Genomic DNA, 26,763 nt, shown 5'->3' with positions numbered 1-26,763 from the left:
GCGCCACCGCCTGCCCGATGGCGTACACCGACAGACTGGCCGCGTGGACCACTCCCAGCGTCGCCAGCGTCAGCGACAGCACTCGCTTGGCGTGCAAATCCTCCCCGAACAACCCCTCCAGGAAGGTACGAACCTGCTCCTCGTTGATGGCCGATGACCTCACCGGTCAAGTAGTGGCCGCTACACCCTACTTATTGCATCAGACGGCCCAGTCAACGCTTGCCTGCCTGCTCGCAAAATGAGGGGATGCCTCAGGCTTGAGATAACAGTCCTCTGAGTGCGGAACCGAGCATGTTGGCATCCCAGAGCTCGTCTTGCGTAGATCGCAGTGGCTCTGCAGTGCCTCTCGCGTGGCCGAGTGTCGACAGAAGTTCGACCGAGCGAGGTCTAATAACACACGCTGAGAAGACAGTTCCCTAACCTCATGTGGTCTTAGGTTCCGCATAAGGGCGTGGACAACGACGTCCCGGCGTCTCTGAAACATGATCGTCGCGATCAACAACTTGAAGAGGGCGGTGGGCTCATTCGCGCGAATTGCATCAGCATTGATCGCAAAGCTACCCACGATCTTTCTGTTTGCGAAAGTTGCCAGCGTTCCAGGCTCGTCACAGGCCCGGAAGTATGTGGAGAGGTACCAACGAACGACGACCTTCGTACAGGCAATCTGCTCTGGAGTTGGCATAGTCTGGCTCAACCGTCCGCGCAGGTCGCCATCCGCTGCCATGAAAGTCAACGGCCCGAATCACGAGGCACTAAAGCCACAGGGGTCCGCGAACGAGCCGCTTGGCCCCTTTTCTTCCGAAGTACGAGTATTCGATCCATTGGAGTAGCGCGCCCCTTCCTCTCTTCCCCCCAAATACGCGTGGTTTTGGCTCCCTCGTCGAAGCGGTCCTCCATCAAATTTTCAAACTCAAAAGGCACAAGCTCTTTGAGTTCTTCCCAGACCCTCTCAGCCAGCCTAACTTCCGAGCCAAACTCCTTAACATCCCCAATTACCAAGATCAGTGGAGCTCCTTGTTTGAGTACTTTGGAGGCTCCCATCAGAAAGCTCGTCATGAATGCTAGGTAACGGTCGAGCGAGTCAGTGCCGTCCAGCGTCCGATCGACTGCTGCTGGCTGGTAACCAAGGAACCACAACCGTATCCAGTTGAAGGCCCCATAGCGCAGAACGCCGAGATAGGGAGGCGAAGTTACCACGGCATCCACCTGCTCGACTTCGAGCCTCTTCAGCAGATCGGCTAAGCGAGTGGCATCGCCCTGAACGACCGCTGCAGACGAACCTTCAGGCAGCGGGCCATCTCGAAGAAGCCACTCTACCCTCTCCTTCAGTTTCACAAATACATCTACTGGAGGCTGGTGAAGCCGATGTCTGCGGACAAACTTCCGCACATATTCAGGCGACATGCTGAAGGTGTTAGGCATGTCAATTGAGAGGTACGCCGTACCACCATCCTTGCGGTGCTTACCGTGCATGATCCCCAGCAATGCCCCGCGCAGGAAGAGGTCCTCAGGACGAGATAGGTCTAATGCTCCCTGAAGATGGACTAACTGCGCCAGCGTCCGGGGATGAAAGATGATCCGGACATCGTCGGGGACCGCTTCTGTGTCAGCATCTCCCCCGAAGCCTCGGGCAAGTTCCCGAAGGCGTGCCTTCACTGCATCAACCTCAACTCGCTGAACCTTAGCAGTCGCGATCGCTATAGCCAGTGGATTGAGATCTACCCCAATACACTTTCGCTTGCTCAACTGGGCTTCAACAAGCGTGGTGCCAGACCCGCAGAACGGATCAACGACCAAGCCCCGCTCCGGCACATATTTTTCAAGAACGCGTCGCGGAACTTCAGGGGGAAAGCAGCCAAGATAGCTGCACATACTATGAATGGGATGACGACCGCTCTTTCCCATGTCAGTCCTCTTCCTCTTTCTGTTGGCTGGAAGAAGAGATCGCGAAAACGACCGTTTGCGCTACCCGGTCAAGTTCTTTCTCCTTGTAGTCTTCGTACTCCTTCCCGCTGAGACCAGTGCCATGTACCTCCTTGGTCGCCACGTGATGGGTCCAAGCGTAGAAGGCCGTGTAAAGGAGAAAGTTATTCCTCATCCGTGTAATCCCAATCTCCTGGTATGCACCGGTTTGAAGCAAACGAGCCAAGTGCCGGTTCTCCACGTTTATGAAGATTTGAGTCTCGCTTCCCGAGTCCTCCACCTTCGCAACGCTCGTCTCATCCCAGCGGTGCCGAAGCCATTCGTCGCGATAGACTGCGATCGGCTCTGGCACCTGAACCTTTGCTCGGCTTTGCGAACCAGCCGTTTCTGCCTCTTCTGCTGGGAGCAGCCGGAACTTCACCTTGTCCGAGAAACGCTTCTCGTCCGGGGTGAAGAGAAAAATTGACAGCGAGCCATTAGTCCCCGGAGTTGCCCGTTCGGTAGGCCTCAGCGAAATGCGTGCCCTGCCCCCTACGAAATCCGAGCGGCTCACTTCAGTAAGGAGCCCTTCCGGCTCAAAAGCCAGAGCGAGCTTCGCCTGCCTGTTGTCCCGCAGGTACATGTCCGGCGCGTCACTCTCCAAGCGAAGAATCGCGTGACGATCAACGCGGATCGGGATCGGCTTCTGCGAGTTTCCAATCTTAATGAACGTAGGGTGATCTTTGGTTGGCAGTGGATCGAGCTGCTGGCGGGTTCCTGCCTTCGATGGTGGCCGGCCCGAGCCTGAGCTTCCTTTGCCAGAGGCTGTCGTGTCGATGCCCGCTCGGAACTTCTCCATCAACCGAGCGAACCTCTGCTTCATTTTCTCGCGCTCAGCTTCAGAGTGGCGCGAGAGAAGGCGCTCCTTGCGCTTCTCATTAAGTTCGCCGAGGGCCTCATCATCCGCGAGCGCCGCTGCAATCTCCTGTAGGAGTTCGTCGTAGAGGCCAGCTTTCTTTAGTGCCTCTCTCGTTGACGTCACAAGAGCGCGTCGTGCTTGTCCCGAAAGGTGATCGAGTTCAATTTGGATGATCAGGTAATCCGTCAGATATGGGAGACGGAGTTCCTCCTTCACAAAACGCCGATCCTCAGTGCCATGCGTCTGCCCGTTGAACGTAAAGGCAACCGGCTCATATCTGTCAACGTAAGCAACCACAGGAATATCGCGACCATCGTCAGGCGCCTTCAATACCCAGTAGTTCACCTTGACGGTCGCTTCCTGATCTTCATGGCGAACCGTTACGTCGACACTATGACTGTGCTCAACCTTGTCCCGCTTGTCTTCCATCAGCCGGGTAAAGTTCCCTGAGATCGTCCTAGGATCCGACTTTTTCCCCTCTTCTAACATTGACGCACGACGCTCTTCGAGAGTGAAGGGCAATACGGGGTCGAACAGCGCATTCTGCAGCAGCCACCACAGGCTCCCAGTGGGCTGGGTCGTGCGTTGGCTAAACTGCGGGATCTGCATCTCAAGATGCACGCAGCTCGTACCTGGTTGAAAGTTGGAAAGTTCGATCGAAGGAACCTCATTGGTAGGTGTAACAAGGTATTCGAATCGCCCGTTCTTGTTCCGCTCAGGATTGAGCTCATTGAACCGAATAAAGGTGACCGCAACGAGATCCCTCTCGCCTGGCCCCAGCAGGTCCGGCTGCCGCCGCGTAACGATGAGCGAGCCATGAGGCGAGTATGCAAGTGCTGTGGAGCCGCCCTGCCCAAACGCCCCAGCCAAGTAGGGCTTGTCGATCTTGTTGTTCTCGTTCAGCCCCAGAATAGTCCTGGGCACTGCTGACGCAGTAAGCCCTATCCCGAAGTCGCGAACCTCAAGGTTTGGATGCTTCTTCACTCCGCTGTCGGTGACACTCACGAGGATCTGCTCCGCGAGCCGCTGCCGAGATAGTCCTTTCTTCTGGTCTTTTCCGGAGACAGCCGGAAGGTGATACAGCCGTCCAGCTCGGACATGGAACCACTCTTCGACAGCTTCCCGCGGGTTAGCTGGGAGCCGTTTGGGGCGAGCCTTGGCCAAAGCCCTGGCGGCCTCTCGTTCGATCACTGCGTCGATCGCGTTTGTCACGCGCTCGACCAGCGCGTTACCAGGGTTGGAGGTGATGTTGATGGTACCGAAGTTACCCTCGCGATCTCCCACGGCTCGCCACGTGAAGCCATGCTCCTTCTCAAGGGTGCTGACGATGCGGCGCGCGTCGGACAGCCGCCTGCAATACGCCAACTCCGCAAGAAGTGTCGCGACTACCTTCTTCATTTGCGCTCCCTCTTCGATTGCAGTCTTTTAAACGATGCGCGTGTTTAGTAGGGAGCAGCCCACGAAGCCAGATCCTCTACTCGGCTTGGCCTCATGAAGTCGTCAAGCGAGCACCTCTCAGCATTGCGAAGGCGGATGGCCGTAGAGGCCTCAAGCGGACTTGGACGTGACGGATATTGAGCTCCACGCTGGTCCGACGCGCCACAGCGTGGTCAGCCCCCTGATTCCGACGAGCTCGTATGCACAAAAAAGAAAAGCCCCTGAACCTTCAGGAGCTTTCCTAGTGCCCAGGGCGGGATTCGAACCCGCACACCTTTCGGCGCCACCCCCTCAAGATGGTGTGTCTACCAGTTCCACCACCTGGGCGTTTCTACGCGGCCCATCTACCGGACCGCCTTGGCTCACGCAACGGTTTTCAACCGCTGCGCGCCCCTCTTTCTTCCTACGGCTTCGGAGCCGGAGCCGTCCCTGACGGAGCCACGCCCGTCGGAGCCGGGTTGGCCGGAGCAGCACCCGGCGCAGGCACCGGCGTCTCGCGCGGCTGCTCCACGCTCGCCGGAGCCCCCGTCCCCGCAGGCGCGGGCGCCTGAGCCCCGGCCGCGTTCGTCGCCCCAGTCGTCGTGCCCGGCGCGCCCGGAGTCGCCGGAGCCGTGGCCGCCGGCTTCTTCTTCGCGGCACCCGCCGCCACCGAGGTCTTCATCCCCACGAACGACAGGCCCAGCGAGGTGAGGAAGAACAGCGCCGCGCAGGCGCCGGTCAGCTTGCTCAGGAACGTCACCGCGCCCCGGCCGCCGAACGCGCTCGTGGCCGCTCCGCCACCAAGGGCCGAGCCCATGCCCGCGTCCTTACCGGGCTGCAGGAGGATGACGAAGATCATGAACACGCACAGCAGGACGTGCACGATCGTGACGAAGGTCAGCATGGCTTCTCTTTCAAACGCTCAAAAATGGAAGGGACGCGCACCCTACACAACCGGACACGGGGGTGACAACTTCTTCCGGCCCCCCGCCCTTCCCGCCCTCAGGCGCCCGCCTTGACGATGGCCGCGAAGTCGCCCGCCTTCAGGCTCGCCCCACCCACAAGCGCCCCGTCTACGTCCTTCTGCCCCAGCAATTCCGCGGCGTTGTCCGGCTTCACGCTGCCGCCGTACTGGATGCGCACCTGCTCGGCCGTCCCCCCGTCGTACAGCCGCCCCAGCTGCGAGCGGATGGCCGCGTGGACCTCCTGCGCCTGGGCGCTGGTGGCCGTGCGGCCCGTGCCGATGGCCCACACCGGCTCGTAGGCCAGCACGAACCTCGCCACGTCCGCCGCGCTGAAGCCCGCCAGGCCGCCCTTCACCTGCCGCTCCACCACCTCCAGCGTGCGGCCCGCCTCGCGCTCGGACAGCGTCTCGCCCACGCAGAGGATGGGCACCAGGCCCGCCTTCAGCACCGCCTGCGCGCGCTTGTTCACCGTCTCGTCCGTCTCGCCGAAGAACTGCCGGCGCTCGGAGTGCCCGAGGATCACATACGAGCAGCCCGCCTCCTTGAGCATCGGCGCGGACACCTCTCCGGTGAACGCCCCCGAGCCCTCCCAGTGGCAGTTCTGCCCCGCCAGCTTCAGGTTCGAGTCCTCGATGGCCTTGGCCACCGGGTGCAGCGACACGAAGGGCGGAGCGACGACGATCTCCACCTTGTCCCGCAGCATCGACACCATGCCCCGAAGCTCTCGCACCAGCGCGAGCGCCTCGGTCACGGTCTTATTCATCTTCCAGTTGCCAGCGATGATCTTCCGGCGCGGCTCGGCGGCCATGGTCTCTCCTGGTCCATACGGACGGGGCTACTTCGTCTCCAGCGCCTTGATGCCTGGCAGGGCAATGCCCTCGAGGAACTCGAGCGACGCACCACCGCCCGTGGACACGTGGCTCATCTTGTCCCCGTAGCCCATCTGCTGCACGGCCGCCGCGCTGTCCCCGCCGCCGATCACCGTCACCGCGCCGCGGTTGTTGGCCATGGCGTCGGCCACCACGCGCGTGCCCTCGGCGAACTTGTCCACCTCGAACAGGCCCATGGGGCCGTTCCACACCACCGTCTTCGCGTTGCGGATGTGCTGGGTGAACTGGGCCCGCGTCTTCGGGCCGATGTCCAAGCCCATCATGTCCTTCGGGATGTTGCGGTCCGCCGTCTCCTGCTTGCTGCTCTTCTCCGAGGGCTCGGTGCCCACCACGTGATCCACCGGCAGGACAATGGGCGTCTTCAGCCGCTGGGCCGCGTCCAGGATCTTCGTGGCCAGCGCCAGCTTGTCCTCCTCCACCCGGCTCTTGCCCACCTCGGCGCCCTGCACCTTGAGGAAGGTGTACGCCATGGCGCCGCCGATCAGCAGCGCGTCCACCTTGGGCAGCAGGTTCTCGATGACTTTGATCTTGTCGCTCACCTTGGCGCCGCCCAGGATGGCCACGAAGGGCTTCTCCGGGTTCTTCAGCACGCGGCCCAGGTACTCGATCTCCTTCTTCATCAGCAGGCCGGCCGCCTTCTCCTTCACGAAGGGGACCATGCCCGCGGTGGAGGCGTGGGCGCGGTGCGCGGTGCCGAACGCGTCGTTCACGTACACGTCCGCCAGGGACGCCAGCTCGCGCGCGAAGGCCTCGTCGTTGGCCTCCTCCTCCTTGTGGAAGCGCAGGTTCTCCAGCACCAGCACCTGCCCGTCCTTCAGCTCCTTCACCTGCTTCTTCACCGCGTCACCCACGCAGTCGTCCGCGAGGATGACCTCGTGCTTGGGCCCGAGCAGCTCCGCCAGCCGCGTGGCCGCGGGCTCCAGCGAGAGCTTCGGGTCCGGCCCCGCCTTGGGGCGCCCGAGGTGGGAGGCGAGGATGACCTTGCCACCCATGTCCAACGCGCGGCGGATGGTGGGCAGCGCCTCTCGGATACGGGTGTCGTCGGTGACGCGCTTGCCCTCCAGCGGGACGTTGAAGTCCACGCGGATGAAGACGCGCTTGCCCGTCAGCTGCAGGTCATCGATGTAGCGGATCATTCTCTCGGTCTCCCCTCTCGGTACGCCCCGGTGCGAACGGACTAGAAGCCCTTGGCCGCCAGGAACTTGCTGGTGTCCACCATACGGTTGGAGAAGCCCCACTCGTTGTCGTACCAGGCCATCACCTTCACCATGTTGTCACCCATGACGAAGGCGTTGGTGGCGTCGAAGATCGCCGAGTGCGGGTTGCCGTTGTAGTCGATGGAGACCGTCAGCTCCTCGCTGTACTGGAGGATGCCCTTGAGCGGGCCCTCGGCGTTCTTCTTGAACGCCTCCTTGAGCGCCGCCTCGGTGGTCGGCTTGCTCGTCACCACCGTCAGGTCCACCAGGGACACGTTCGGGGTGGGCACGCGGATGGCCAGGCCGTGCATCTTGCCCTTGAGCGCCGGGAGCACCTCGCCGATCGCCTTCGCGGCGCCGGTGCTGGTGGGGATCATCGACAGGCCCGCGGCGCGAGCCCGGCGCATGTCGTCGTGCGTGAGATCCAACACGCGCTGATCGTTGGTGTAGCTGTGGATCGTCGTCATCAGGCCCTTTTCAATCCCGAAGTTGTCCAGCAGCGTCTTGGCCACCGGCGCCAGGCAGTTGGTGGTGCACGAGGCGTTGGACAGCACGTGGTGCTTCTTCGGATCGTACTGATCGTGGTTGATGCCGTAGGCGATGGTGATGTCCGGGCCCTTGGCCGGAGCGGAGACGATCACCTTCTTGGCGCCCGCGGTCAGGTGCTTCTCGGCGCCCTCGCGCGCGGTGAAGCGGCCGGTGCACTCCAGGACGATGTCCACGCCCATGGACTTCCAGGGCAGCGCCGTCGGGTCCTTCTCGGCGGTGACGGTGATGGTGCGGCCGTCCACGACGATGGCCTTCTCCTGGGCCTTCACCTCTCCCGGCCAGGTGCGGTGCACGGAGTCGTACTTGAACAGGTGGGCCAGGGCGGCGGGCTTGTCCAGATCGTTGATGGCGACGACCTCGATGTCCTTCTCCTGGCGGGCCAGCACCGCGCGCAGGACACAACGGCCGATGCGACCAAACCCATTGATGCCGATCTTCGTGGCCATGTCTGTGAGTCTCCTTGGATGGAAGGTGAAAGGGCGGCCGACCGTAGGCACGCGCCGCACCCGAGTCAACGCTCGGAATGCGGTGCTTCCTTTCGAGGGCGCCGAAGCTGACCAATAACGAGCAGCAACAGCCACGCCACAGAACCCGTACCGGCGCCCGCTCCACACCCGCAGCCGGTATCAGCCTTGTCGTAGAACTGCGGCAGCAGGTCCACCACGTAGGGAGGGCCCGGCGGGACGAGATCCGGCGGCCGAGGGTCCTTGCCCGTGGCGGCGGCCCACTGGTTGGCGGGGCCCGGATCGGGCGGCGAGGGATCGCTCCCAGGGGCTGCAGGCGCATTGGCGAGCAGGCCCGTGCGCGCCAGGAAGGTCCCCAGCACGTACTCGCGCCGCAGCGGGCTGACGAAGCCCTCCAGGGGGACGCTCAGGAAGAGCACCTGTCCTCCGGGAGCCGAGGAGACTCCCGCGGACAGATCCGTTCCAAAGTAGCGCAGCACGGAGGTACCGCCAGCCGGGGCGACCACGTCCGTGGTCCCTACCGCCAGGCCTCCGCGCGTGCCGTCGTCGAGCTCGATTCCGGTGGCAGCCGCGAGCCAGTCGTTCGGCTGCCCCTCCACGAGCAGCGAGGACGAGCCGTTGCCTACCGCCGCGCGGAGGATGTCCGCGAGGAACGCCTGATCGTTCGCGTCCCCCGCAGCGAGCCGGGAGGCCACGTTGCTGCCCGAGAAGAGCAGGTGACCGCCTGCCGTGACGAAGGCGCGCAGCGCGTCCTGCTCCGCCCGAGTGGGCGCCGCGCCCCCTGCTTCTCCCCGGCCGGTAAACCAGTCGACCATCCGATAGCCCGTGAAGCTCACGAGGCCCGCGGCGAGCGCCTCGTTCGTCGCGCTATCGAAGGGCACTTCCCGAGCGATCGCGGCGCCATGACGGCGGACCGAGGAGCCGTCATTCATGGTCTCCAGCAGCATGCGCAGTGGAGAGCCGAGCTCGTAGCGCGAGAGATCCTCGGGGCGATCCATGCTCGCGTCGAGCCGATCGAAGGCATTGACGATGAGCACCGGCGGCGCCGCGCCCACCCGCGCGCCCACCGTGTCCGAGGGGAAGGACTCGCCGCCCTCATTGAGCGCCGCGACCCGGAAGTAGCGCGTGGTGCCAACAGCGAGGTTGACGGTGAGCGCGGTATTGACCGTCTCCGTGCCATCGTCCCAGGCCCACCCGTCGTCGCTCTGGTAGACCCGGTAGGCCGTGGCCACGTGCCCGCCGACATCGTTGGAGTCCGTGGCCGGAGGCGCCCAGCGCACCTCCAAGCCCCCGGCCACGTTGTGCGCGACCACCACGCTGGGAGGCTCCGGCGGCAGGTGCACGGGCTTGCTGTCCTTCGCGGCCCAGTACTTGATGAGCCCCTGCAGGATCGCCCGCGCCGCCACCCGGCGGAAGTCCGGCTCCTTCAAGCGCGCCGCGTCCGCCGCGTTATCGTGGTAGGCGATCTCCAGCAGCACGGCGGGCGTCTCGGGGTTGTGAGTCGGGTTCAGCTCGCCGAGGTTCGCCGAGCGCAGCTTCCGCATCGTCCAGTTCGGATCCACCACCGCCTTGAAGTCATGATCCAGCTCAGCCCGGATCGCGGTGGCCAGGACGTCGCTGCCCGCCACGCCCGTGAAGTTGAGCGTGCCATCCACGGGGTTGGGGCCATAGACGTAGGTCTCCGTGCCCACGATGGTTCCGTTAAAAGCGTTGGTGTGCCAGGCCACGTACACGGCGTCCTCTCCCGTCTCGTGGTCCCAGGCCGCGAAGCGCGAGCGCGAGGTCACATCGTCGTTGCGCTCGTTGGATAGAGCGTTGACTCCCGACGGAGCGAACACCGAGGCCGGCGCGCCGTTGAACTGCGTCTGGTAGCGCGCGCACTCCAGGTAGCGCGGCAGCCCCAATGGCGCCATCGCCGCGTCCCCGATGAAGCCGGTGCCCCCGCCAATCCGCACCACATCGAGCGACACCGTGCCCGTCGCCGTGGAGTCATTGAGCGCCAGCACCGCCCCTTTCGCCGCGTCCTGGCCCGCCTTGAAGTAGAAGCGTCCAAGCATCACCCAGGTGCTTCCATGGTGGCGCTGGTTGACGCGGAAGTGGGTCTCGCCGCCCGCGTGCTTCACCACGAAGTGCGCATCCGGTACTCGCGTGGCGTCCGCGGCGTAGGAGACGTAGACGTAGTAGTTGCCATCCGCCGGAATGCGCGGCACCCAGGAGGCCGAGGCCGTCGCGCTCGAGGCGGCGGTCATCAGCCGGCTGCCGCCCAGGTTGAAGGGCAGCACGCTGTTCGCCATCGGCGAGGGCGGCGGCCCCCAGCCCGGCACCTTCGCCGAGCTGAAGAGCTCCGCCGGCCCCGTCTCCGAGTAGTTCGCGTCCCCGTTGTTGACGATGACCATCCGCCCGTTGAGGTCCGGCTCGCGCAGCGGCACCACCCGAGCCCCCGCGCTCATCAGCATGGGCAGCAGGTACTGGCTGATCGTCTCCGCGGAGATCAGATCCTCGACGACATCGTTCGTCGTGGGCCGCTGCGTCGCCCAGCGCCCCAGCTTCGAGTCCCGGTAGAAGCCATGTCCGGGGCTCAGGTACACCGTCTTGCCGGACAGCGCCCCACCACGCATGCGCGTCTGCGGCAAGCCCGAGAGCGCCGAGCGCGTCCCGTCCCGGAGTTCCTGGCGCACGAGCGGTGGCTCGGAGGCGCTCCCCGGAGTCACCTCGTACGGCCGGGGCTCCGGCAGCGGCACGTACACCGCGCCCGGCGGCTCCAGGCCACAGTCCTGCGTCGGCTCGGTAGGCGCCTGGGCGCTCGCGAGCGCCGGAAGCAACAGACAGAACAGGCTCAAGCCAGAGAAAGATGAGAGGCGTGCCATGTTGGGGGCGGACCATAGGTCCATGCCCTCCCTCGCGCGAGCACGGCAAATCGACCCACGAATGCTAGCCTGCTCTCTCGACTGCTAATGAACGCCCCTGCCCCACCTTCACCCTCGTTCCCGCCTCGCGGCGGTGCCGGCCTCATCGCCTCGTTCCGCCACGCGTGGGCAGGGCTCATCCACACCGTCATCCACCAGCGCAACATGCGTGTCCACCTCGTCTCCGCGGTGCTGGTGGGGCTCGTGGGCAGCGGGATCGAGCTGGGCCTGGCCGAGAAGGTGACGCTCATCTTCTGCGTCCTCCTCATCTTCTTCGCGGAGATCCTCAACAGCGCCCTCGAGCACCTGGTGGATCTCGCCGTCCAGCAGTTCGACGAGAAGGCCCGGCTGGCCAAGGACGCCGCCGCCGCCGGCGTCATGGTGCTCGCCCTGGGCACGGTGGTCATCTTCGCCGCCCTGCTCGTGACAAATTGGCACGTCGTCGTGAACAGCGGGCCGCGCATCGCCCGTCAGGTGGCGCTCGGGCTGCCCTTCACCGCCTGCGTCACGCTGCTCGTGCTGCCCCGCTCCCGCCCCGCCTGGGTGGACTGGGCCGCCTTCGTGCTCGGCGCGGCGCTGCTGGGGCTCATGGCCCTGCGCACCGCCAGCTCCGTCTTCACCGCGCTCACGGCCGGACTGCTCGGCGTGGCCATGGCCGCGGCGCGCACCCGGCGCAGCGAGGCGCTCGGGCAAAAAAAAACCGGCTCGTCGCCGGTCTCCTACCGCGCCTAGGGGGCGGGAGACCCGGAAGCCAGTCCGGAGCTCGCTCGCCCGCTAGGGTCAGGTAGCCACTATCCTAGAGCGCTACACCCGAGGCTGAAAGCCGGGCGTCGTCTCGGTCGTCACCTGGGCAACATCCGCCGGCTTCTCGCCCTGCTTGAGCTCCTCCGTCACCAGATCGAGCAGCTCCGTGGCAATGCCAATGATCTGGTGCGGGGTGTATCCGCTCGAACGCAGCTGAGCGAAGAAGGTGCGCGCCAGAATGCGGGGGCCCTTTTGGTCGGTGCTCAAGGAAGTGTCTCCGAAGAATGGGGGGACTGCATCAACTCGCCTGCTACAGGGTTCAATCCCCATGCCAGCAGTCGGCCCTCCAACGGATTCCTCATGATCTGCGGCGGGTTAAGGGATACCAGGGGCTCTGGCGGACTCTTGGGGGCTGCGAAGGGAGCTTCGCACCCCCCTGGAGAACCCAGGCATTACAGGCCAGAGGTGCATAAGAGGGTACACACCCAAGCCCTGGGGAGCCCCCGTATTTTCAAGGGCTTGCATTCTGTCCCCAGGACGGGGATATGCGCCCCAGAGCCGGGAGACGAGCGCATATGGCGTACCGCGTAAACAACATCGGGCTGTGGCTGGACGAGCCAGACGAGCTGCTTGGCCAGCGGGCCGCCGAGAAGCTGGGAGTCACTCGGGCTGATGTGGCCTCGGTGCGTGTGGTGCGCTCGGTGCTGGATGCGCGCAAGAAGGGCAGCCCTCGCTACATCTATACGCTCGAGGTGGACCTGGCCCCGGGCCGCAAGCCAGGGCGCCTGCCGCCGGACGTGAGCGAGGCGCCGCCGCCGCCCGAGCCGCCCGCTCGTGTGAAGGAGCCCGAGAGGTGGCCGCTGATCATCGGCACGGGGCCTGCGGGCCTGTTCTGCGCGCTGGGGCTGCTGGAGCGCGGGGTGCGCAGCATCCTCCTGGAGCGGGGCCGCGAGGTGGTGACGCGCCGCAAGGACGTGGCGAAGCTGATGCGGGACGGCTCGCTGCACCCCGAGAGCAACATGAACTTCGGCGAGGGCGGCGCCGGGGCCTATACGGACGGCAAGCTCTCCACGCGCATCAACCACCCCATGGTGCGCAAGGTGATCGAGACGTTCGCGCAGTACGGCGCGCCGGACCACATCCTCATCGAGGGCAAGCCGCACATCGGCTCGGATCTGCTGCCGGGCGCGGTGGCGCGCATCCGGGACATGCTGATCGCCGGGGGCTGCCAGGTGCTCTTCGAGCACAAGGTGGAGGATCTGCTCTACCGCGACGGCCGGGTGGCGGGCGTGAAGCTGGTGGACGGGCGCACGCTGGAGAGTGATCGGGTGGTGCTGGCTCCGGGCAACTCGGCGCGCGAGCTGTACGAGCGCTTCGCCACGGACGGCCGGGTGAGCATCGAGGCCAAGCCGTTCGCCCTCGGCTTCCGGGCGGAGCATCCGCAGGGGATGATCAACAGCATCCAGTACGGCAACGCGGCGAAGAACCCCAAGCTGCCGCCGGCGGACTACAAGCTGGCGGAGAACCTCGAGGTGGATGGCGAGGTGCGCGGCGTCTACTCGTTCTGCATGTGCCCGGGCGGGATCGTGGTGCCCACGCCCACCGAGGAAGGGCTGCAGTGCACCAACGGCATGAGCAACTCGCGCCGCAACGCGAAGTTCGCCAACGCGGGCATCGTCGTCACGGTGTCCGTGCAGGACTTCGAGCGCGAGGGTTTCCACGGGCCGCTGGCGGGCCTGGAGTTCCAGCGCCACTGGGAGAAGAAGGCCTATGAGCTGGGCGGAGGCCGCTTCTTCGCGCCAGCGCAGACCATCCCGGACTACCTGGCCGGGCGCCTGACAAAGGATCCGGGCGACACCAGCTACCGGCCCGGCATCGTCAAGACGGACCTCAATGTCCTCTTCCCCGAGCGCCTCACCCAGTCCATCAAGCAGGCCCTGCGCGGCTTCGAGCGCAAGATGCGCGGCTTCATCAGCGACGAGGGCAAGCTGATCGGCATCGAGAGCCGCACCAGCTCGCCGGTGCGCATCACCCGCGGCGAGGATCTCCAGTCCGTGTCGCTCCGCGGACTGTACCCAGCGGGGGAAGGTTGCGGTTATGCGGGAGGTATCGTCTCCTCCGCCATTGATGGGCTGCGCATCGCTGAGCAGATTGCCGGGGAGCTGACCTAGAGAACGGCCGGGGAGCCCGCCCGGAGAGGAGAGGAGCCATGCGGTACCGCGTACGCACCCCCGAGGGGGAGCTGGAGTACGAGAGCCTCCTGCACGTGGAGCAGGCCTATATCGCGGGGCTCGTGGCGCCCGAGGACGAGGTGCTCGAGGAGGGCGGCACGCTCTGGCGCAAGGCGGCCACCCTCCCCAACCTGGCGCGGGCCCGGCGCTCCACTCCCAGCGCGTTCAATCGCTCGCAGTTGCTGACCATCCTGGGCGCCGTGGCGCTGGGCATCTGCGCCCTGCTCCTCATGCGCAGGGGCCAGGGCATGCTCGCCCTCCTGGCCTCCCTGGGCGTCATCGCGCTGCTCTGGCGAGTGACCTTCAGCGCCTTCCGCACCAAGCGGCGCTGAGCCTCCTCCCCTGCTCCGCGGCGCGGCAGCCCAGCGCCCGCCGACAGCAACCGCACGAGCCCCCATGTTCTCTACTGGACGGCCTCCGGGCCTGTTCCGCGGAGAGCGGAGAAAGGGAGGACTCCTCGTGCTCAACACCTATCTGTCTCGAGAGGCGGCGCAGAGGCTCCGGCACGGCGCCTTCTGGCTGCGCCGAGAGGACATCCTGTCCATGGATGGCACGCCGGTGGTTGGCCAGCCCGTCCAGCTCCGAGATGAGGACGGGCAGGTGCTCGGGTTGGGCGACGTGGACCTGGAGGCCTCCTTCCCCGTGCGAAGGCTGGGGCTCGCCGAGGAGACCGCGGAGGGGCTCATCCCCCGCCACATCCGCCACGCCCTGGAGCGGCGCGCGCGGCTGGTGGATGACCCGCGCTTCTGTCGACTGGTGAACGATGACGGCGACGGGCTGCCCGGCCTCATCGTGGACCGGTACGACACCCACTTCGTCCTCCAGACGCTCACGCGCCCCATGGATGCGCGCATCGAGGAGCTCACCCGCGCCATCGTCGAGGTGGCGGGCGCCGCGTCGGTGCTGCTGCGCAATGACTCGTCCCGGAGAAAGGCGCTCGGGCTGGCACCGCAGCGGCCCCACGTGCTGTACGGCAACCCGCCTCGGTGGTGCCGCCTGCTGGAGCTGAGCGCTCGCTTCACCGTGGATCTCACCTACGGGCGGAACACGGGCTACCACTACGATCAGCGCGAGCTGCGCCGCTTCATCTCACGCCTGTCCCGCGACGCGCGAGTGCTGGATCCGTGCTGCAACGTGGGAGGCCTCTTCGTCCACGCGGGGCTCCACGGCGCCCGGCAGATCCTGGCCTTCGACGGAGACCCGGACGCGGCGGATCTGGCGCGCGAGAACGCCGAGGCCAACGGGCTCTACGGCCGGGTGAAGGTGGAGCCCGGCACCACCCTGGCGGTGCTGAAGGCCGTGACGGACACCTTCGATCTGGTGCTGCTGGACGGCAAGGACGCGGACTCCCACGAGAGCTTCATCGAGCTGTTGCGGCTGGCCCTGCGGCGCACCCGCCATGGCGGCCGGCTGCTGGTGACGGGCTACCACCCGCCGCTGGCCCTGGGCTCCTTCGAGGAGCTGGTGGCGGAGGCCTGCGAGCGCGAGCAGCGCGTGGCCTTCCGGCTGGCCCGGCTCGGCCTACCCCCGGACCACCCCTCGCCCGTGAACACTCCCAGCGCCGATTACCTGGACGCGGTAGCACTCGAAGTGAATTGAACTCAAACGCACCCCTGGCTTCCGGGGGTGCTAGTCTCGACAGACGATGACGACTGACAATCCGGCTGAGACTCCAGCGCCCGCCCCCGAGGGCGGCTCTGTCGAGACCGTGCGCAAGGTCTACGTGAAGGACCTGCGGGAGAAGGACCGCGTCAACACTGTCTTCCGCGTCACGGCGAAGAACAAGGTGACGGCGCGCAGCGGCAAGGTGTTCCTCGCGCTCACGCTCGGCGACAAGAGCGGCGAGGTGGATGCTCGCATCTTCGAGAAGGTGGACGAGCTGGAGCCCGGCTTCAACCTGGGGGACTACGCCCTCATCCAGGGCCATGTGATCAACTTCCACGGCAAGACGCAGATCGTCGTCGAGGCCCTGGAGCGCCTGGACCCGGGCCCGCTGGATCCCAAGGAGTTCGAGGTGCCCCCAGCCCCGCCCGCTCCCGCCGAGCCCGCCGCGCCCCAGGACAAGGCGCAGGAGCCCAAGCAGGACAAGGGCCAGGACAAGCCACAGCAGGCCGCCGAGAAGCGCGAGGAGGCCCCCGAGAAGCGCTCGGGCCGCGACGAGGGCGCGGGGCCTCGGAACGTGGGGCTGATCCGCGAGCTCGTCACCGAGCGGGTGAACGATCCGCACGTGAAGCAGCTGCTGCTGGCGTTCCTGGATGATCCGCAGATCGCCGCGGGCCTGCCGCACGCTCCCGCCGCCAAGGGCATCCACCACGCCTACCGCGGCGGGCTGGCCGAGCACCTGCTGTCCGTGCTGCGGCTGACGCTGCGCGTGGCGGACCACTACCCCATGGCGGACCGGGATCTGCTGATCGCCGGCGCCCTGCTCCATGATGTGATGAAGGTGGCGGAGATCTCCCCGGAGAAGGGCTTCGAGTACACCGACGAGGGCAAGCTGGTCGGCCACCTGGTGATGACCGCGCAGAAGATCCGCGAGAAGACCCTGGCCATCCCCGGCTTCCCGCCCGCGCTCGAGCACCACCTCACCCACCTGGTGCTCGCCCACCACGGCCAGCTGGAGTACGGCTCGCCCAAGGTGCCGATGACGCTCGAGGCGCTCATCGTCCACTCGCTGGACTCGCTGGACTCGCGCATCGCCTCGTGGCTGGAGGCCATGGCGCGCGACTCGAACGAGCGCTGGACCGAGCCGCTCAAGCACTACGATCGCCAGCTCTGGAAGGGCCCCTCGCCCACCGTCCGGGGCAAGTCGCCGGTGGAGACCCGCCGCAAGTCTCGGGAGGAGCGCCGCAAGAAGGACAAGGGCGGCGCACCGCAGGGCGCGCAGGCTCCGCACCCCAACGCCGAGGAAGGCGCCACGCCCGCCCCTCGCAAGGAGAAGGAGCGTCCGCCGCGCGAGCCTCGCCCGCCGCGCGAGGGCCGTCCGCCCCGTGAGGATCGCCCGCCCCGTGAGGATCGCCCGCCGCGCGAGGAGCGCCCGCCCCGTGAGGATCGCCCGCCCCGTCCGCCGCGCGATCCGAGCAGCCTGCCCCAGGAGCTGACCTTCAAGCCCTTCAGCGCGCTGACCTCGTTGGCGCCCGCCTCCGAAGCCCCGGCGAAGTCCGAGGCCTCGATGGCTGAAGGTGACGGCAACACGGACGGGTGACATGGCGAAGCGTCGGCTCGGAGAGCGCCTGATCGAGGCCGGCCTCGTCACCGCCGAGGCCGTGGAGAAGGCCCTGGAGCACCAGAAGATCACCGGCTACAAGCTGGGGGACTGTCTGGTGGAGCTGGGCCTGCTCCAGGAGGCCGCGCTGCTGCGCTTCCTGGCCGCCGAGTTCAACACCCGCTTCGTGTCCGCGGAGAAGCTGGCCAAGGCGAAGCTGCCCACGGAGGTGCTGGACAAGCTCCCAGTCCGCATGGCCGAGGCGCAGACGGTGCTGCCGCTGGCGTACGATCCAGAGCGCAAGCTGCTGTCCATCGTCGCGGCCGAGCCGCAGAACAAGTCGCTGCTGGACGAGATCGCCCTCGTCACGGGCGTGTCCGAGGTCTACGCCTACATAGGCCTGCGCAGCGCCATCTCCGCGGCCATCAGGAAGCACTACTACGGAGACCCCACCGCCTTCACCGCGCTGGAGAGCTCCGGCCCCCAGGTGGTGCGCGCGGATGCGTCCGGAGGCTCCGGCTTCCATGACACCAACGGGAGCGGGGCCCGGCTCGCCCCGAACCTGCAGCTCCGCGTGGAGACGGACCCCAGCTTGCGGGCCCGGGGGCCAGGCACCCAGATGTCGCGCATGTCCACGGGCCTGCGCGACCTGACGGGCACCACGCGTGCGGGAGTGGCCGAGAGCGACTTCATCGAGACGCTGAACGTCCTCGTGGGGCTGCTGGAGCAGGAGCGGCCGCACCACCGCGGGCACTCGGCGCAGTTGGCGCGGCAGGCCTCCATCGTGGGCCGGCGCATGGGCATGGCGCCCCGGGAGCTGGCCTCGCTGGCCATCGCCGCCCACCTGCACGATCTGGGCAAGTCCTCCGAGCGCCACTACACGCTGGCCAGCAACGCCGCCAACGCCGACTGGAAGGCGGAGGCCAAGCGCTTGTGCCGGGCGCCCATCAAGCTCTTCGAGAGCGTCCGCCTGCCGTCCGCGGTGAACACGATCCTCGGGCAGATCTACGAGGCATATGACGGCTCGGGGGCGCTGGGCACCAAGGGCGAGGAGATCTCGCTGGGCGCGCGCATCCTCGCAGCGGTGGACAGCTTCCTGGACCTGATGAAGAACCCGGCCAACGCGCACGGCAAGGTGCTGCCCAAGGCGCAGGCCCTGGAGCACCTGCGGAAGAACGCGGGCGTACTCTACGATCCGGTGGTGGCGGACATCGTCGGGCAGGTGCAGAGCGGCGAGCTGCTGCGCCACCGCATCGTCCAGGATGGGCGCCAGGTGCTCATCGCCGAGTCGGACGAGGCCATTCGCACGGACATGCTGGAGTCGGTGCTGCGCCAGGGCCTGGTGGTGTACGCGTTCTCCTCGCTGGACGGCGCGCTGGACGGGATGTCACAGCGGGACTGTGACGTGCTGGTGGTGAGCCTGCGCTTCGGGATCCAGGAGGTGACCACGCTGCTGCAGTACGCGCGGAGCCTGCCGGAGAGCGGCGGGCTGCCCATCATCGTGCTCGGAGAGCCGGACAATGCCTCGCGGGATCGGCTGTTGCTGGCCGGCGCGACGGCGGTGGTGTCCGCGACGGACACGGACAAGGCGGCGGAGACGGTCCGGCAGCTCCTCGAGGACCGCATCCTGCACAACGGGCCGGCGCGCATGGTGCAGGGCAGCTATGACGAGCTGCCCCAATTGGAGCTGCTCAAGACGCTGGCCAGCGGGCACAAGTCCGGGCGGCTCCACCTGCGCCACCACTCGCTCGAGGGCTCCCTGCACCTGGAGCACGGCAAGGTCGTCTTCGCCTCCTACGCGGGCCAGTCCGGCGAGGCGGCGATGCAGGCGCTCCTGAAGCTGAAGCAGGCGGACTTCCAGTTCGATCCGGACTCGCTGCTGCTGGAGATGCCCCACCTCGACAAGGATCTGGCGGCGGTGACCAAGGAGCTCACCACGCGCAAGGCCGCGACCGCCTGAGCAGGACGGCGGGGACTACAGTGGACAGAGCTCGTCCGGCTTGAGGCAGCTGTACTGAGGCCCCTCGGGCGTCACCGGACCGCCGACGCAGCAGTACTCGTTCTTGGTGCAACGCGACGCGCCACAGGCGGTGAATCCCCCGTTCGCATCGGGGCAATGACACTGGGCCGGGCAGCTCTCGTCCAGGTGGCACTCGGGCGGACAGTACGGGATGAAATAGGGACACGCCTGAGCGCCCTGCTGCACCGTGGTGGTGGAAGCCTCTTCGCCCGAAACGGTGGGACCGCAAGCGGCCAGGAGTACAGCCCCCAACAGCGCCACGCCGACCAACACTCGACTCATGCACTCCTCCTGTGCGCGAGGGGAGCCACGCGCGCGGGGAATCTGTGCGGCCCTCCCGTGGAAACAAGGGCCGGCCGGGCCCCGCGGGCCACGCTGTTGAGTGATTCCTAGCGAGAACGTCGGGCAAAGAACCCGCGCTGCGCTACGCCACCGGGAGCCTGAACACGCTCGCCGCGGTGGCGGTGGTGATGGCGGCCAGTTCCTCCAGCGTCACGCCCTTGAGCTCGGCCACCTTGCGCGCGGTCTCCACCACGTGCGCGGGCTCGTTCTTGCGGCCCCGGTGCGGCACGGGCGCCAGGAACGGGCTGTCCGTCTCCACCATGAGCCGATCCAGCGGCGTGAAGCGCACCGCGTCCTGGAGCGCCTCCGTCTTCTTGTACGTGACGACGCCGGACAGCGAGATGTGGAACCCCAGATCCAAGTAGCGCCGCGCGGCGGCCGTATCTCCGGTGAAGCAGTGGATGACGCCGCGGCGGATTCCCTCCTCGCGGAGGATGAGCTCACAGTCCTCGTGGGCGTCCCGCACGTGCACCACCAGCGGCTTGCTCAACGTGCGCGCCAGGGCGCACTGGCGCCGGAACACCTGCGCCTGCACCTCTCGCGGTGAGCGATCGTAGTAGTAGTCCAGGCCCGCCTCCCCTACCGCGCGCAGCTCGGGCCGAGCGCAGGTGTGCTCCAGGGTGGCGAAGTCCTCCTCGGTGGCCTGCGCGGCATCGTGAGGATGGATGCCCATCGTGGGCGACAGGAACTCCGGGTGCGCCGCGGCCACTTCCAGCGCGTTGCCCCAGTCTCCAGGCCCTTGGAACTGCCCCACCACGACGGCATGCACGATCCCAGCGGCGCGCGCGCGCTCCAGCACGGCCTTGACCTCCGCGAAGTCCGCGCGCTCGAGGTGACAGTGTGCGTCGATGAGTCTCATGGCTTCTCCTGCAACAGTTCGGCGAGCTCCTCGCGGGCTTCCGGCGAGGTGAAGGTGGAGGCAATCGCTCGCACGCGCGCCTGACCCTCGGGCAGCCCGAGCCGCCACACGCCATCCACCGCGTCCAGCCGGAAATCCTCCGGAGCCCCCGTGTCCTCCATCAGCGCCAGCAACCAGGGCAGCGCCTGGGGATCCCCCAACCTCCCGAGCCCACGCGCCGCAGCCCCCCGGCACGGGTCCTTGGGGTCCTGCAGAATCGAGCGCAGCCGCTCCAAGGAGCCCGGGACCTTCACCTCGCCGCACAGCTCCACGGCGAGCGCCCGGTCCGCGCTCCACTTCTTCTGCGTGCGCTTCAGGAGGTACTCCACGCCCTCGGCCTCACCCAACCGCGCGAGCACTCCCGCGGCCTGGGTCCGCTCGAAGGCCGGAACGAGCCAGCCGCTGAAGAACTTCTTCACGGCCGGCAGGGCTTTCGCGTCGCCCAGCTCCGCCAGGGCTCCCAACGCTCGGAAGCGCAGCCCCGCGTCGTCCAGCGCGGCGATCAGGATCTCCAGCCCGGCGCTGTGCTTCAGCGCCGCCATACCGCGAGCGGCCTCGAAGCGGATCTCGGGCACGGGATCCTCCAGCATCCGAGCCAGCGCGCCACGCAGCTGCGGCAGCGCTAGATCCGCGATCCGGCCCGTCGCCTCCAGGCGCACGCCGATGTCCGCGTCCGCCAGCCTCGCGGTGAGCATCTCGGGGAGCTCCTCGGCGGAGAGCACGAGCGTGGCCAACCCGATGCCCGCGCGGCGGACCTCGCCCTGAGCATCGGCGAGCAGCCGCGCGAGCACCTCCGTGAACTCGGAGGCGCGCGAAGGATCCTCGGCCGCGATCTGGACGAGCAACTCCGCGGCCTCGGCGCGGGCCTGGGGGCGCGTCTCCCGCTCCAGCGCGAGCAGCGTCCGATCGCGCTCGGCCCGCCAGTCCATGATGCTCACTTCACCGCCGAGCCAGCAGGCACATCCCCCGGATCCAGCAGCGACAGGCCCTTCTCGGCGGTCTCGGCCGTCAGGAGCATGCCGCGCGACTCGATGCCCTTGAGCTTCCGAGGCTTGAGGTTGGTCACCACCACCACGCGGCGGCCCATCACCTGCTCCGGCGTGTACGCCAGCGCGATGCCCGACACGATGGTGCGCGGCGACTCCTCACCCAGGTCCACCGTGAGCTTGAGGAGCTTGTCCGCCCCGGCCACCTTCTCGGCGGCGAGGATCTTCCCCGCCTTGAGGGACACCTTGGCGAAGTCGTCGTACTCGATCTCGGCGGGAGCCGCGCCAGCGCCCGCTCCGGGCGAGGCCTGCGTGGTGGGCGCCTCGGCCGGCTTCTTCTCGGCCTTGTCCGCCTTCTTCTCCCCCTTCTTCGGAGCCTCCTTCGTGGGCTGCGGCTCGGCGGACGGCGGAATCAAGGCGTTCACCTTGTCCTCCTCGAGCCGAGGCAGCAACGGCTCGGGCGTGCCGATGGGCCGGCTGCGATCCAGCAGCGGGTAGCGCGCCTTCTCCAGCGCGGCGAAGGTGAGCGGCGGCGCGTTGAGCTGCGCGAAGAGCTTCTCCGTGACGCGAGGAATGACGGGCGTCAGCAGCGCGCCCAGCAGGTAGGCCACGTCCGCGGCGTCCGAGAGATCCGCGCGAGCGGCCTCGGGATCCGTCTTGATCTTCGCCCACGGGGCCGCCGTCTGGAGGAAGCCGTTGGCCGACTGGGCGATCTCGACGATCGCCTTGATGGCGCTTCGGTACTCCAGCTTCTCGAAGGCCTCACGCACCTCGGGGACACGCGCCAGGGCGGCCTCGACCAGCGCCTTGCCCGGCCCCTCGCGGCCCGGCGCGAGCCGCTTCTCCAGCGGACCCGCCAGCATGGTCAGCCCGCGGTTGGCCAGGTTGCCCACGTTGTTGACCAGCTCGCCGTTCACGCGCAGACGGAAGTCCTTGAGGTTGAGATCGAAGTCCTCGGGGCCCGGGCCGAGGCTCCCCGCGTAGAAGAAGCGCAGGTAGCTCGGGTCCAGGTTGTCCAGGTACGTGCGAGCGGGCACCAGCGTGCCGCGGCTCTTGGACATCTTCTCGCCGTTCACGGTGAGGTGGCCGTGGACCTTGAGCTCGTTGGGCCCGTGGATGCCCGCGACCATGAGCACCGCGGGCCAGAAGAGCGCGTGGAAGTAGACGATGTCCTTGCCGATGAAGTGGACGATGCGCGAGGGGCTGTCCGGGCTCCAGTAGTCGAGCGCGCTCTTCGCCTTGCCCGTCTCCTTCGCCCACTTCTCCGTGGTGGCGATGTACCCGATGGGCGCGTCCAGCCAGACGTAGAAGTACTTGTCCGTCTCGCCCGGGATGGCGAAGCCGAAGTACGGCCCATCCCGGCTGATGTCCCAGTCCGCCAGCCCCTTCTCGAAGAAGCTGTGGAGCTGGGTGGCCAGCCCCTGGTGGATGAACCCCGGGCGCCTGAGCAGGTCCCGCAGGAACCCCTCGTGCCGCGACAGCTTGAAGAACAGGTGGGTGGAGTTCTTCCGGACCGGAGGCGTTCCACACAGCGAGCACTTGGGCTCGATCAGGTCCGTGGGGCTGTAGGCCTTGCCGCACTTCTCGCAGGCGTCACCGTACTGCTCCGGCGCCTTGCAGTTGGGGCAGGTGCCCTTGATGAAGCGGTCCGGCAGGAAGCGCTTGTCCTTCTCGCAGTAGGTCTGCTCGATCTCGCGCCGCTCGATGTCGCCCTTCTCCTTGAGCCGCCCGTAGATGAGCTCGGCGTAGTGCCGGTTCTCCGGAGAGTGGGTGGAGTGGAAGTAGTCGACGCTGATGCCGAAGTCCTCGAAGTCCTTCTTGTGCAGCTCGTAGAAGCGGCCGACGAACTCCTCCGGCTTGAGGCCCTGCTTGGCCGCGTTCAGCTCGATGGGCGTGCCGTGCGTGTCGTCCGCGCAGAAGTAGACGACGTCCTTGCCGCAGGAACGCTGGAAGCGAACCCAGATGTCGGTCTGGACGTACTCGACGACGTGGCCGATGTGGATGGGGCCGTTCGCGTAGGGAAGCGCGCTGGTGACGAGGATCTTCTCCGCCATGAACTCTCTCCTAGAGGGCGGCGGACTGTAGCCGCTCGAATGCCCGGGGTCATCGATTCCAATGGGGCTCCGATGCGCCAGGGGGAAGCCCGGTGTTATGGACCCGATACGATGTGCACCATCCTGATCCTTCGCCACGTCCACCCCGAGTGGCCCCTCGTCATCGCCGCCAACCGCGATGAGCTGTACGAGCGTCCGACCTCGGGCCCCCAGGTGCTCCCTGGCCTGCCCCGCATCATCGTCCCCGGGCTGGACAGCGTGCGCGGAGGCACGTGGATGGGCTTCACCGACACGGGCCTCTTCGTGGGACTGACCAATCAGCGGGGCTCCATGGTCCAGGGCGTGGCCCCTCGCTCGAGGGGCGAGGTAGTCCTGGAGGCCCTCCGCGCCGGGAGCCTGGAGGCCGTCGAGCGCTACCTCGACACGGTGGACCCCACCACCTTCAACCCCTTCAACCTGCTCTACGGAGACGCCCAGCAGCTCCGCGTGGCCTATGCCCGCCCCGCCCTGGCCCAGCTGATCCGGGAGGATGTCCCCACGGGCATCCACGTGCTCGCCAACGACGTGCTCGACACCCCTTCGCTCCCCAAGGTGGAGCGGGCCCGAGCGCTCGCGGCCAAGCACGCCCAGCGCCCCTGGCCCGAGCTGGCCAGCAAGCTCCAGGAGCTGCTCGCCGACCACCACCTACCTCCGGACGAAGCGCTCCCCGAGCTCCCGCCGGGCGCCCCCTTCGCTCGCGAGCAGGCCCGGCAGCTCCAGGCCCTCTGCATCCACACGCCGGCCTATGGGACGCGCTCCTCGACGCTCCTGGCCCTGGCGCCGGGCCGCGTGGGGCATTTCCTCGCCTCCGAGGCCCCACCCTGCCAGCGCGCGTTCCGCGATCTCCAACCGGGTCAACCCCGACCCCGCCTTATTGTCTCTCAATGGAACAATTGACTGAGACTGCCCTGGAAAACGCGCCAGGCCCCGTTTAAGGCGCATTCGACTCACGAGTCACAGATGACCCTCGATTTTCGCTGGGTTTCCTAGGGAGACATGGTGGCCCACGATTTGCTAGCCACTCTAAGGGTCCCTCTCATGGCCAAAATCCTCATCGTCGACGACGAAGTGCAGGTGGCCAGCGCGCTGCGGCGGCTGTTCCGGCGCGAGGGGTTTGCCGTGGAGGTGGCGCTCAACGGCGAAGAGGCCCTGCAGAAGCTGCCCGTGTTCGATCCGGATCTGGTCATCTCCGACTTCCGGATGAAGGGGATGAACGGCGCGGAGCTGCTGGAGAAGGTGCTGCGCCTGGCCCCGCGGGCCGTGCGCATCCTCCTGTCCGGCCACGCGGACCTGTGGAGCACCTCGCCCACCTCGTCGGCCCAGGCCGTCTCCCACTTCATCAGCAAGCCCTGGGACGACGACCACCTGGTCTCCCGGGTGAGAAGCCTGCTAGGCCAGCAAGAGCCTTCAGCCTCGAGTCCCTGAGGCCTCCCCCGGCCCTCTGGACGCGGGCTCCTGAGCCTCGAGGCATCGAGAAGCTGGCTCCCGGCTGCGCCCCCCCGGGTAGAGTGCCCCACCCATGAACGAAGCCATCCACGAGCTGGGGCAGCAGCTCTCCTCCGAGAATGCCCACGAGCGGGTGTCGTCCGCGATGGAGCTCGCCGAGTTGGAGGATGCCGAGGCGGTGCCCTTCCTCGTGCAAGCGCTCGAGGATGAGGAGGCACCGGTTCGCCGGTGGGGGGCCTATGGGCTGGCGAAGCTCGAGCGCCCGGAGCACGCGCCCGCCCTTCGCCGCGCGCTGGAGAATGATCCGGACCCGCGGGTGCGCATCCAGGCCGCGTTCGGGCTGGTGCAGCTGGGGGAGCGAGACGCGCTCGAGAAGCTGCCTCCGTATCTGGGAGCGCCCGAGCAGGCCGTCCGGCGCGAGGCGGCGGCGATGCTGGTCTCCCTGCCGGACTCCGCCCCTGTGCGTCCCCTGCTGAAGCCGCTGCTCACTGGCCGCGACCAGCGCAGCCAGGCCTGGGCCGCGGGGCTGCTGCACGCCCTGGGCGAGTCCGGGGCGTTCCCGAAGTGGCTCAGCGCCCTGGCCTCCGCCGAGGCCCGCCGCGACGCGGTGCTCGCGGTTCCGTTCATGCACGAGGCTCGGGCCGTGCGCGAGCTCCTGCGGTTGCTGGCGGAGCTGCCCCAGGAGGAGCTGGATGCGGCCGAGGACGAGGAGTCCTCGCTCCTGGTGCTCCTGTGCGAAGCGCTGCGGATGTGCGGCCTGGAGCTGCTGCTCGACACGGACGCGGATGAGGCCCTCCGGGCGGACCTGCTCGTCATGCTGGGCCGCCACCGCCCCTTCGTCCCGGATCTCGTGGACGGCATCGTCGACGCCTTCGCCCAGCGCGCCCCGGACAAGCTGGGCCGGGAGCTGGCGCAGCTCTTGTCCGAGCGGGAGCCGGCAGAGCGTGGGCCGTTCTTCACGAATGTCGCGTCCCTGTTTCCCAAGGCCGCGCTGCCCACGCTGGCGGAGCTGAAGGGCCAGGACCGGGAGGCCTTGCTGCGCGCCGTCGTCCAGATGGCCAAGGCCGCCGAGGGCATGGAGCCGGATCTCCTGGCGATCTGCGAGACCCTGCGCGCCACCCCCTACGGCCATCACTTCGAGGGGCTGCCCACCGAGCCCGCCACCCGCGAGCACGAGTTTCCGGAGGGAGAGGACGGCGTGGACGGCGATACGCAGGAGGTGGCCCTCCCCGAGGACGACGAAGCGTCCTGGACGGAGCAGGTGCCTCCTGATGCGGAGGCCGTGGCCCAGCGAGCGCTCGTGCTCGGGGGGCTGCTGCGGCGGCTCTTGCTGGAGGAGCGGCTCGGGAAGGTGAAGGATCCGGCCGCCAAGGAGGAGATCCTCCGGCTGCAGCGGTGGATGGATGAAGAAGGGCTCTTCAGCACCCTGGGCGTCGCGGACATCGAGCTGCTCGAAGCCGAGCCGGGGACCTGGCTCCCGGACCATCGGCAGTCGGTGGCGTGGCTCGCCGAGGAGCTGCAGTGGCTCCTCTGGGCGTTGAAGCAGCAGAAGCCACCGCCCTTCGAGGCCCGCGTGGAGACCGCGCCGCTGCTG

At 67.2% G+C, this 26,763-nt stretch carries 21 protein-coding genes and 1 tRNA gene; 9 read left to right on the top strand and 13 right to left on the bottom strand.

What is annotated here, in order from left to right; all coding sequences use genetic code 11:
• Window positions 1-729: 729 nt before the first annotated feature.
• The 8 genes from ACJ8AT_RS18545 to ACJ8AT_RS18510 all read right to left on the bottom strand — a co-directional run bounded on the left by ACJ8AT_RS18545 (window position 730) and on the right by ACJ8AT_RS18510 (window position 11,168).
• Window positions 730-1,905: a DNA methyltransferase gene (locus ACJ8AT_RS18545; protein ID WP_407739091.1), complete on the bottom strand. Its 1,176-nt coding sequence runs from the start codon at window positions 1,903-1,905 to the stop codon at window positions 730-732.
• Window position 1,906: 1 nt separating this feature from the next.
• The gene (locus ACJ8AT_RS18540; protein ID WP_407739090.1) at window positions 1,907-4,219 is read right to left on the bottom strand and encodes a hypothetical protein; all 2,313 of its coding nucleotides are present in this window, start codon (window positions 4,217-4,219) and stop codon (window positions 1,907-1,909) included.
• Window positions 4,220-4,503: 284 nt separating this feature from the next.
• Window positions 4,504-4,585, bottom strand: a tRNA-Leu gene (locus tag ACJ8AT_RS18535).
• A gap of 76 nt (window positions 4,586-4,661) precedes the next feature.
• Complete coding sequence (gene secG, locus ACJ8AT_RS18530) at window positions 4,662-5,141, bottom strand: preprotein translocase subunit SecG (RefSeq protein WP_407739089.1); 480 nt, start codon at window positions 5,139-5,141, stop codon at window positions 4,662-4,664.
• A 98-nt stretch (window positions 5,142-5,239) separates the two neighbouring features.
• Window positions 5,240-6,010: a triose-phosphate isomerase gene (gene tpiA, locus ACJ8AT_RS18525; RefSeq protein WP_407739088.1), complete on the bottom strand. Its 771-nt coding sequence runs from the start codon at window positions 6,008-6,010 to the stop codon at window positions 5,240-5,242.
• 27 nt (window positions 6,011-6,037) lie between these two features.
• A complete protein-coding gene (locus ACJ8AT_RS18520) occupies window positions 6,038-7,228 on the bottom strand; it encodes a phosphoglycerate kinase (protein WP_407739087.1) in 1,191 nt (396 codons plus the stop codon).
• Between the two features lie 41 nt (window positions 7,229-7,269).
• A complete protein-coding gene (gene gap / locus ACJ8AT_RS18515; RefSeq protein WP_407739086.1) occupies window positions 7,270-8,283 on the bottom strand; it encodes a type I glyceraldehyde-3-phosphate dehydrogenase in 1,014 nt (337 codons plus the stop codon).
• Window positions 8,284-8,348: 65 nt separating this feature from the next.
• The gene (locus tag ACJ8AT_RS18510; RefSeq protein ID WP_407739085.1) at window positions 8,349-11,168 is read right to left on the bottom strand and encodes an N-acetylmuramoyl-L-alanine amidase; all 2,820 of its coding nucleotides are present in this window, start codon (window positions 11,166-11,168) and stop codon (window positions 8,349-8,351) included.
• Between the two features lie 87 nt (window positions 11,169-11,255).
• On the opposite strand from ACJ8AT_RS18510, the gene ACJ8AT_RS18505 reads away from it, so the two are divergent.
• The gene (locus tag ACJ8AT_RS18505) at window positions 11,256-11,939 is read left to right on the top strand and encodes a diacylglycerol kinase family protein (RefSeq protein ID WP_407739084.1); all 684 of its coding nucleotides are present in this window, start codon (window positions 11,256-11,258) and stop codon (window positions 11,937-11,939) included.
• 72 nt (window positions 11,940-12,011) lie between these two features.
• Here the strand turns inward: ACJ8AT_RS18505 and ACJ8AT_RS18500 are convergent, their stop codons facing one another.
• Window positions 12,012-12,218, bottom strand: a complete 207-nt coding sequence (locus ACJ8AT_RS18500; protein ID WP_407739083.1) for a hypothetical protein — start codon at window positions 12,216-12,218, stop codon at window positions 12,012-12,014.
• A gap of 308 nt (window positions 12,219-12,526) precedes the next feature.
• Between ACJ8AT_RS18500 and ACJ8AT_RS18495 the strand changes: the two genes are divergently transcribed.
• The 5 genes from ACJ8AT_RS18495 (at window position 12,527) to ACJ8AT_RS18475 (ending at window position 19,344) form a co-directional block, all read left to right on the top strand.
• Window positions 12,527-14,122, top strand: coding sequence for an NAD(P)/FAD-dependent oxidoreductase (locus ACJ8AT_RS18495; RefSeq protein ID WP_407739082.1), 1,596 nt, complete (start codon window positions 12,527-12,529; stop codon window positions 14,120-14,122).
• 38 nt (window positions 14,123-14,160) lie between these two features.
• Entirely contained in the window at window positions 14,161-14,514 is a 354-nt protein-coding gene (locus tag ACJ8AT_RS18490; protein ID WP_407739081.1) for a hypothetical protein, read from the top strand.
• Window positions 14,515-14,641: 127 nt separating this feature from the next.
• A complete protein-coding gene (locus ACJ8AT_RS18485) occupies window positions 14,642-15,781 on the top strand; it encodes a class I SAM-dependent rRNA methyltransferase (protein WP_407739080.1) in 1,140 nt (379 codons plus the stop codon).
• Window positions 15,782-15,827: 46 nt separating this feature from the next.
• Window positions 15,828-17,384, top strand: a complete 1,557-nt coding sequence (locus tag ACJ8AT_RS18480) for a 3'-5' exoribonuclease YhaM family protein (protein WP_407739079.1) — start codon at window positions 15,828-15,830, stop codon at window positions 17,382-17,384.
• Window position 17,385: 1 nt separating this feature from the next.
• Window positions 17,386-19,344: an HD domain-containing phosphohydrolase gene (locus ACJ8AT_RS18475; RefSeq protein ID WP_407739078.1), complete on the top strand. Its 1,959-nt coding sequence runs from the start codon at window positions 17,386-17,388 to the stop codon at window positions 19,342-19,344.
• Between the two features lie 15 nt (window positions 19,345-19,359).
• Here ACJ8AT_RS18475 and ACJ8AT_RS18470 read toward each other — a convergent pair whose 3' ends face one another.
• From ACJ8AT_RS18470 to metG, 4 genes are all read right to left on the bottom strand, one after another.
• The gene (locus tag ACJ8AT_RS18470; RefSeq protein WP_407739077.1) at window positions 19,360-19,686 is read right to left on the bottom strand and encodes a hypothetical protein; all 327 of its coding nucleotides are present in this window, start codon (window positions 19,684-19,686) and stop codon (window positions 19,360-19,362) included.
• Between the two features lie 142 nt (window positions 19,687-19,828).
• Window positions 19,829-20,605 (bottom strand): TatD family hydrolase, encoded by a 777-nt coding sequence (locus ACJ8AT_RS18465; RefSeq protein ID WP_407739076.1) that lies wholly within the window; start codon window positions 20,603-20,605, stop codon window positions 19,829-19,831.
• Complete coding sequence (locus ACJ8AT_RS18460) at window positions 20,602-21,576, bottom strand: HEAT repeat domain-containing protein (protein ID WP_407739092.1); 975 nt, start codon at window positions 21,574-21,576, stop codon at window positions 20,602-20,604. Before ACJ8AT_RS18460 ends, ACJ8AT_RS18465 begins: the two co-directional genes overlap by 4 nt.
• 2 nt (window positions 21,577-21,578) lie before the next feature.
• Window positions 21,579-23,684, bottom strand: coding sequence for a methionine--tRNA ligase (metG, locus tag ACJ8AT_RS18455; protein ID WP_407739075.1), 2,106 nt, complete (start codon window positions 23,682-23,684; stop codon window positions 21,579-21,581).
• A 111-nt stretch (window positions 23,685-23,795) separates the two neighbouring features.
• Between metG and ACJ8AT_RS18450 the strand changes: the two genes are divergently transcribed.
• From ACJ8AT_RS18450 to ACJ8AT_RS18440, 3 genes are all read left to right on the top strand, one after another.
• Window positions 23,796-24,620 (top strand): NRDE family protein, encoded by an 825-nt coding sequence (locus ACJ8AT_RS18450; protein WP_407739074.1) that lies wholly within the window; start codon window positions 23,796-23,798, stop codon window positions 24,618-24,620.
• Between the two features lie 141 nt (window positions 24,621-24,761).
• Window positions 24,762-25,148, top strand: coding sequence for a response regulator (locus ACJ8AT_RS18445; RefSeq protein ID WP_407739073.1), 387 nt, complete (start codon window positions 24,762-24,764; stop codon window positions 25,146-25,148).
• 94 nt (window positions 25,149-25,242) lie between these two features.
• Window positions 25,243-26,763: HEAT repeat domain-containing protein (locus tag ACJ8AT_RS18440; protein ID WP_407739072.1), on the top strand; the 1,521-nt coding region annotated here is incomplete at its 3' end.

The organism is Hyalangium sp. (assembly GCF_045802625.1).
Classification (GTDB): domain Bacteria; phylum Myxococcota; class Myxococcia; order Myxococcales; family Myxococcaceae; genus Hyalangium.
Note: the sequence above shows the minus strand (reverse complement) of the source record. Positions and strands in the feature narration are given on the sequence as shown.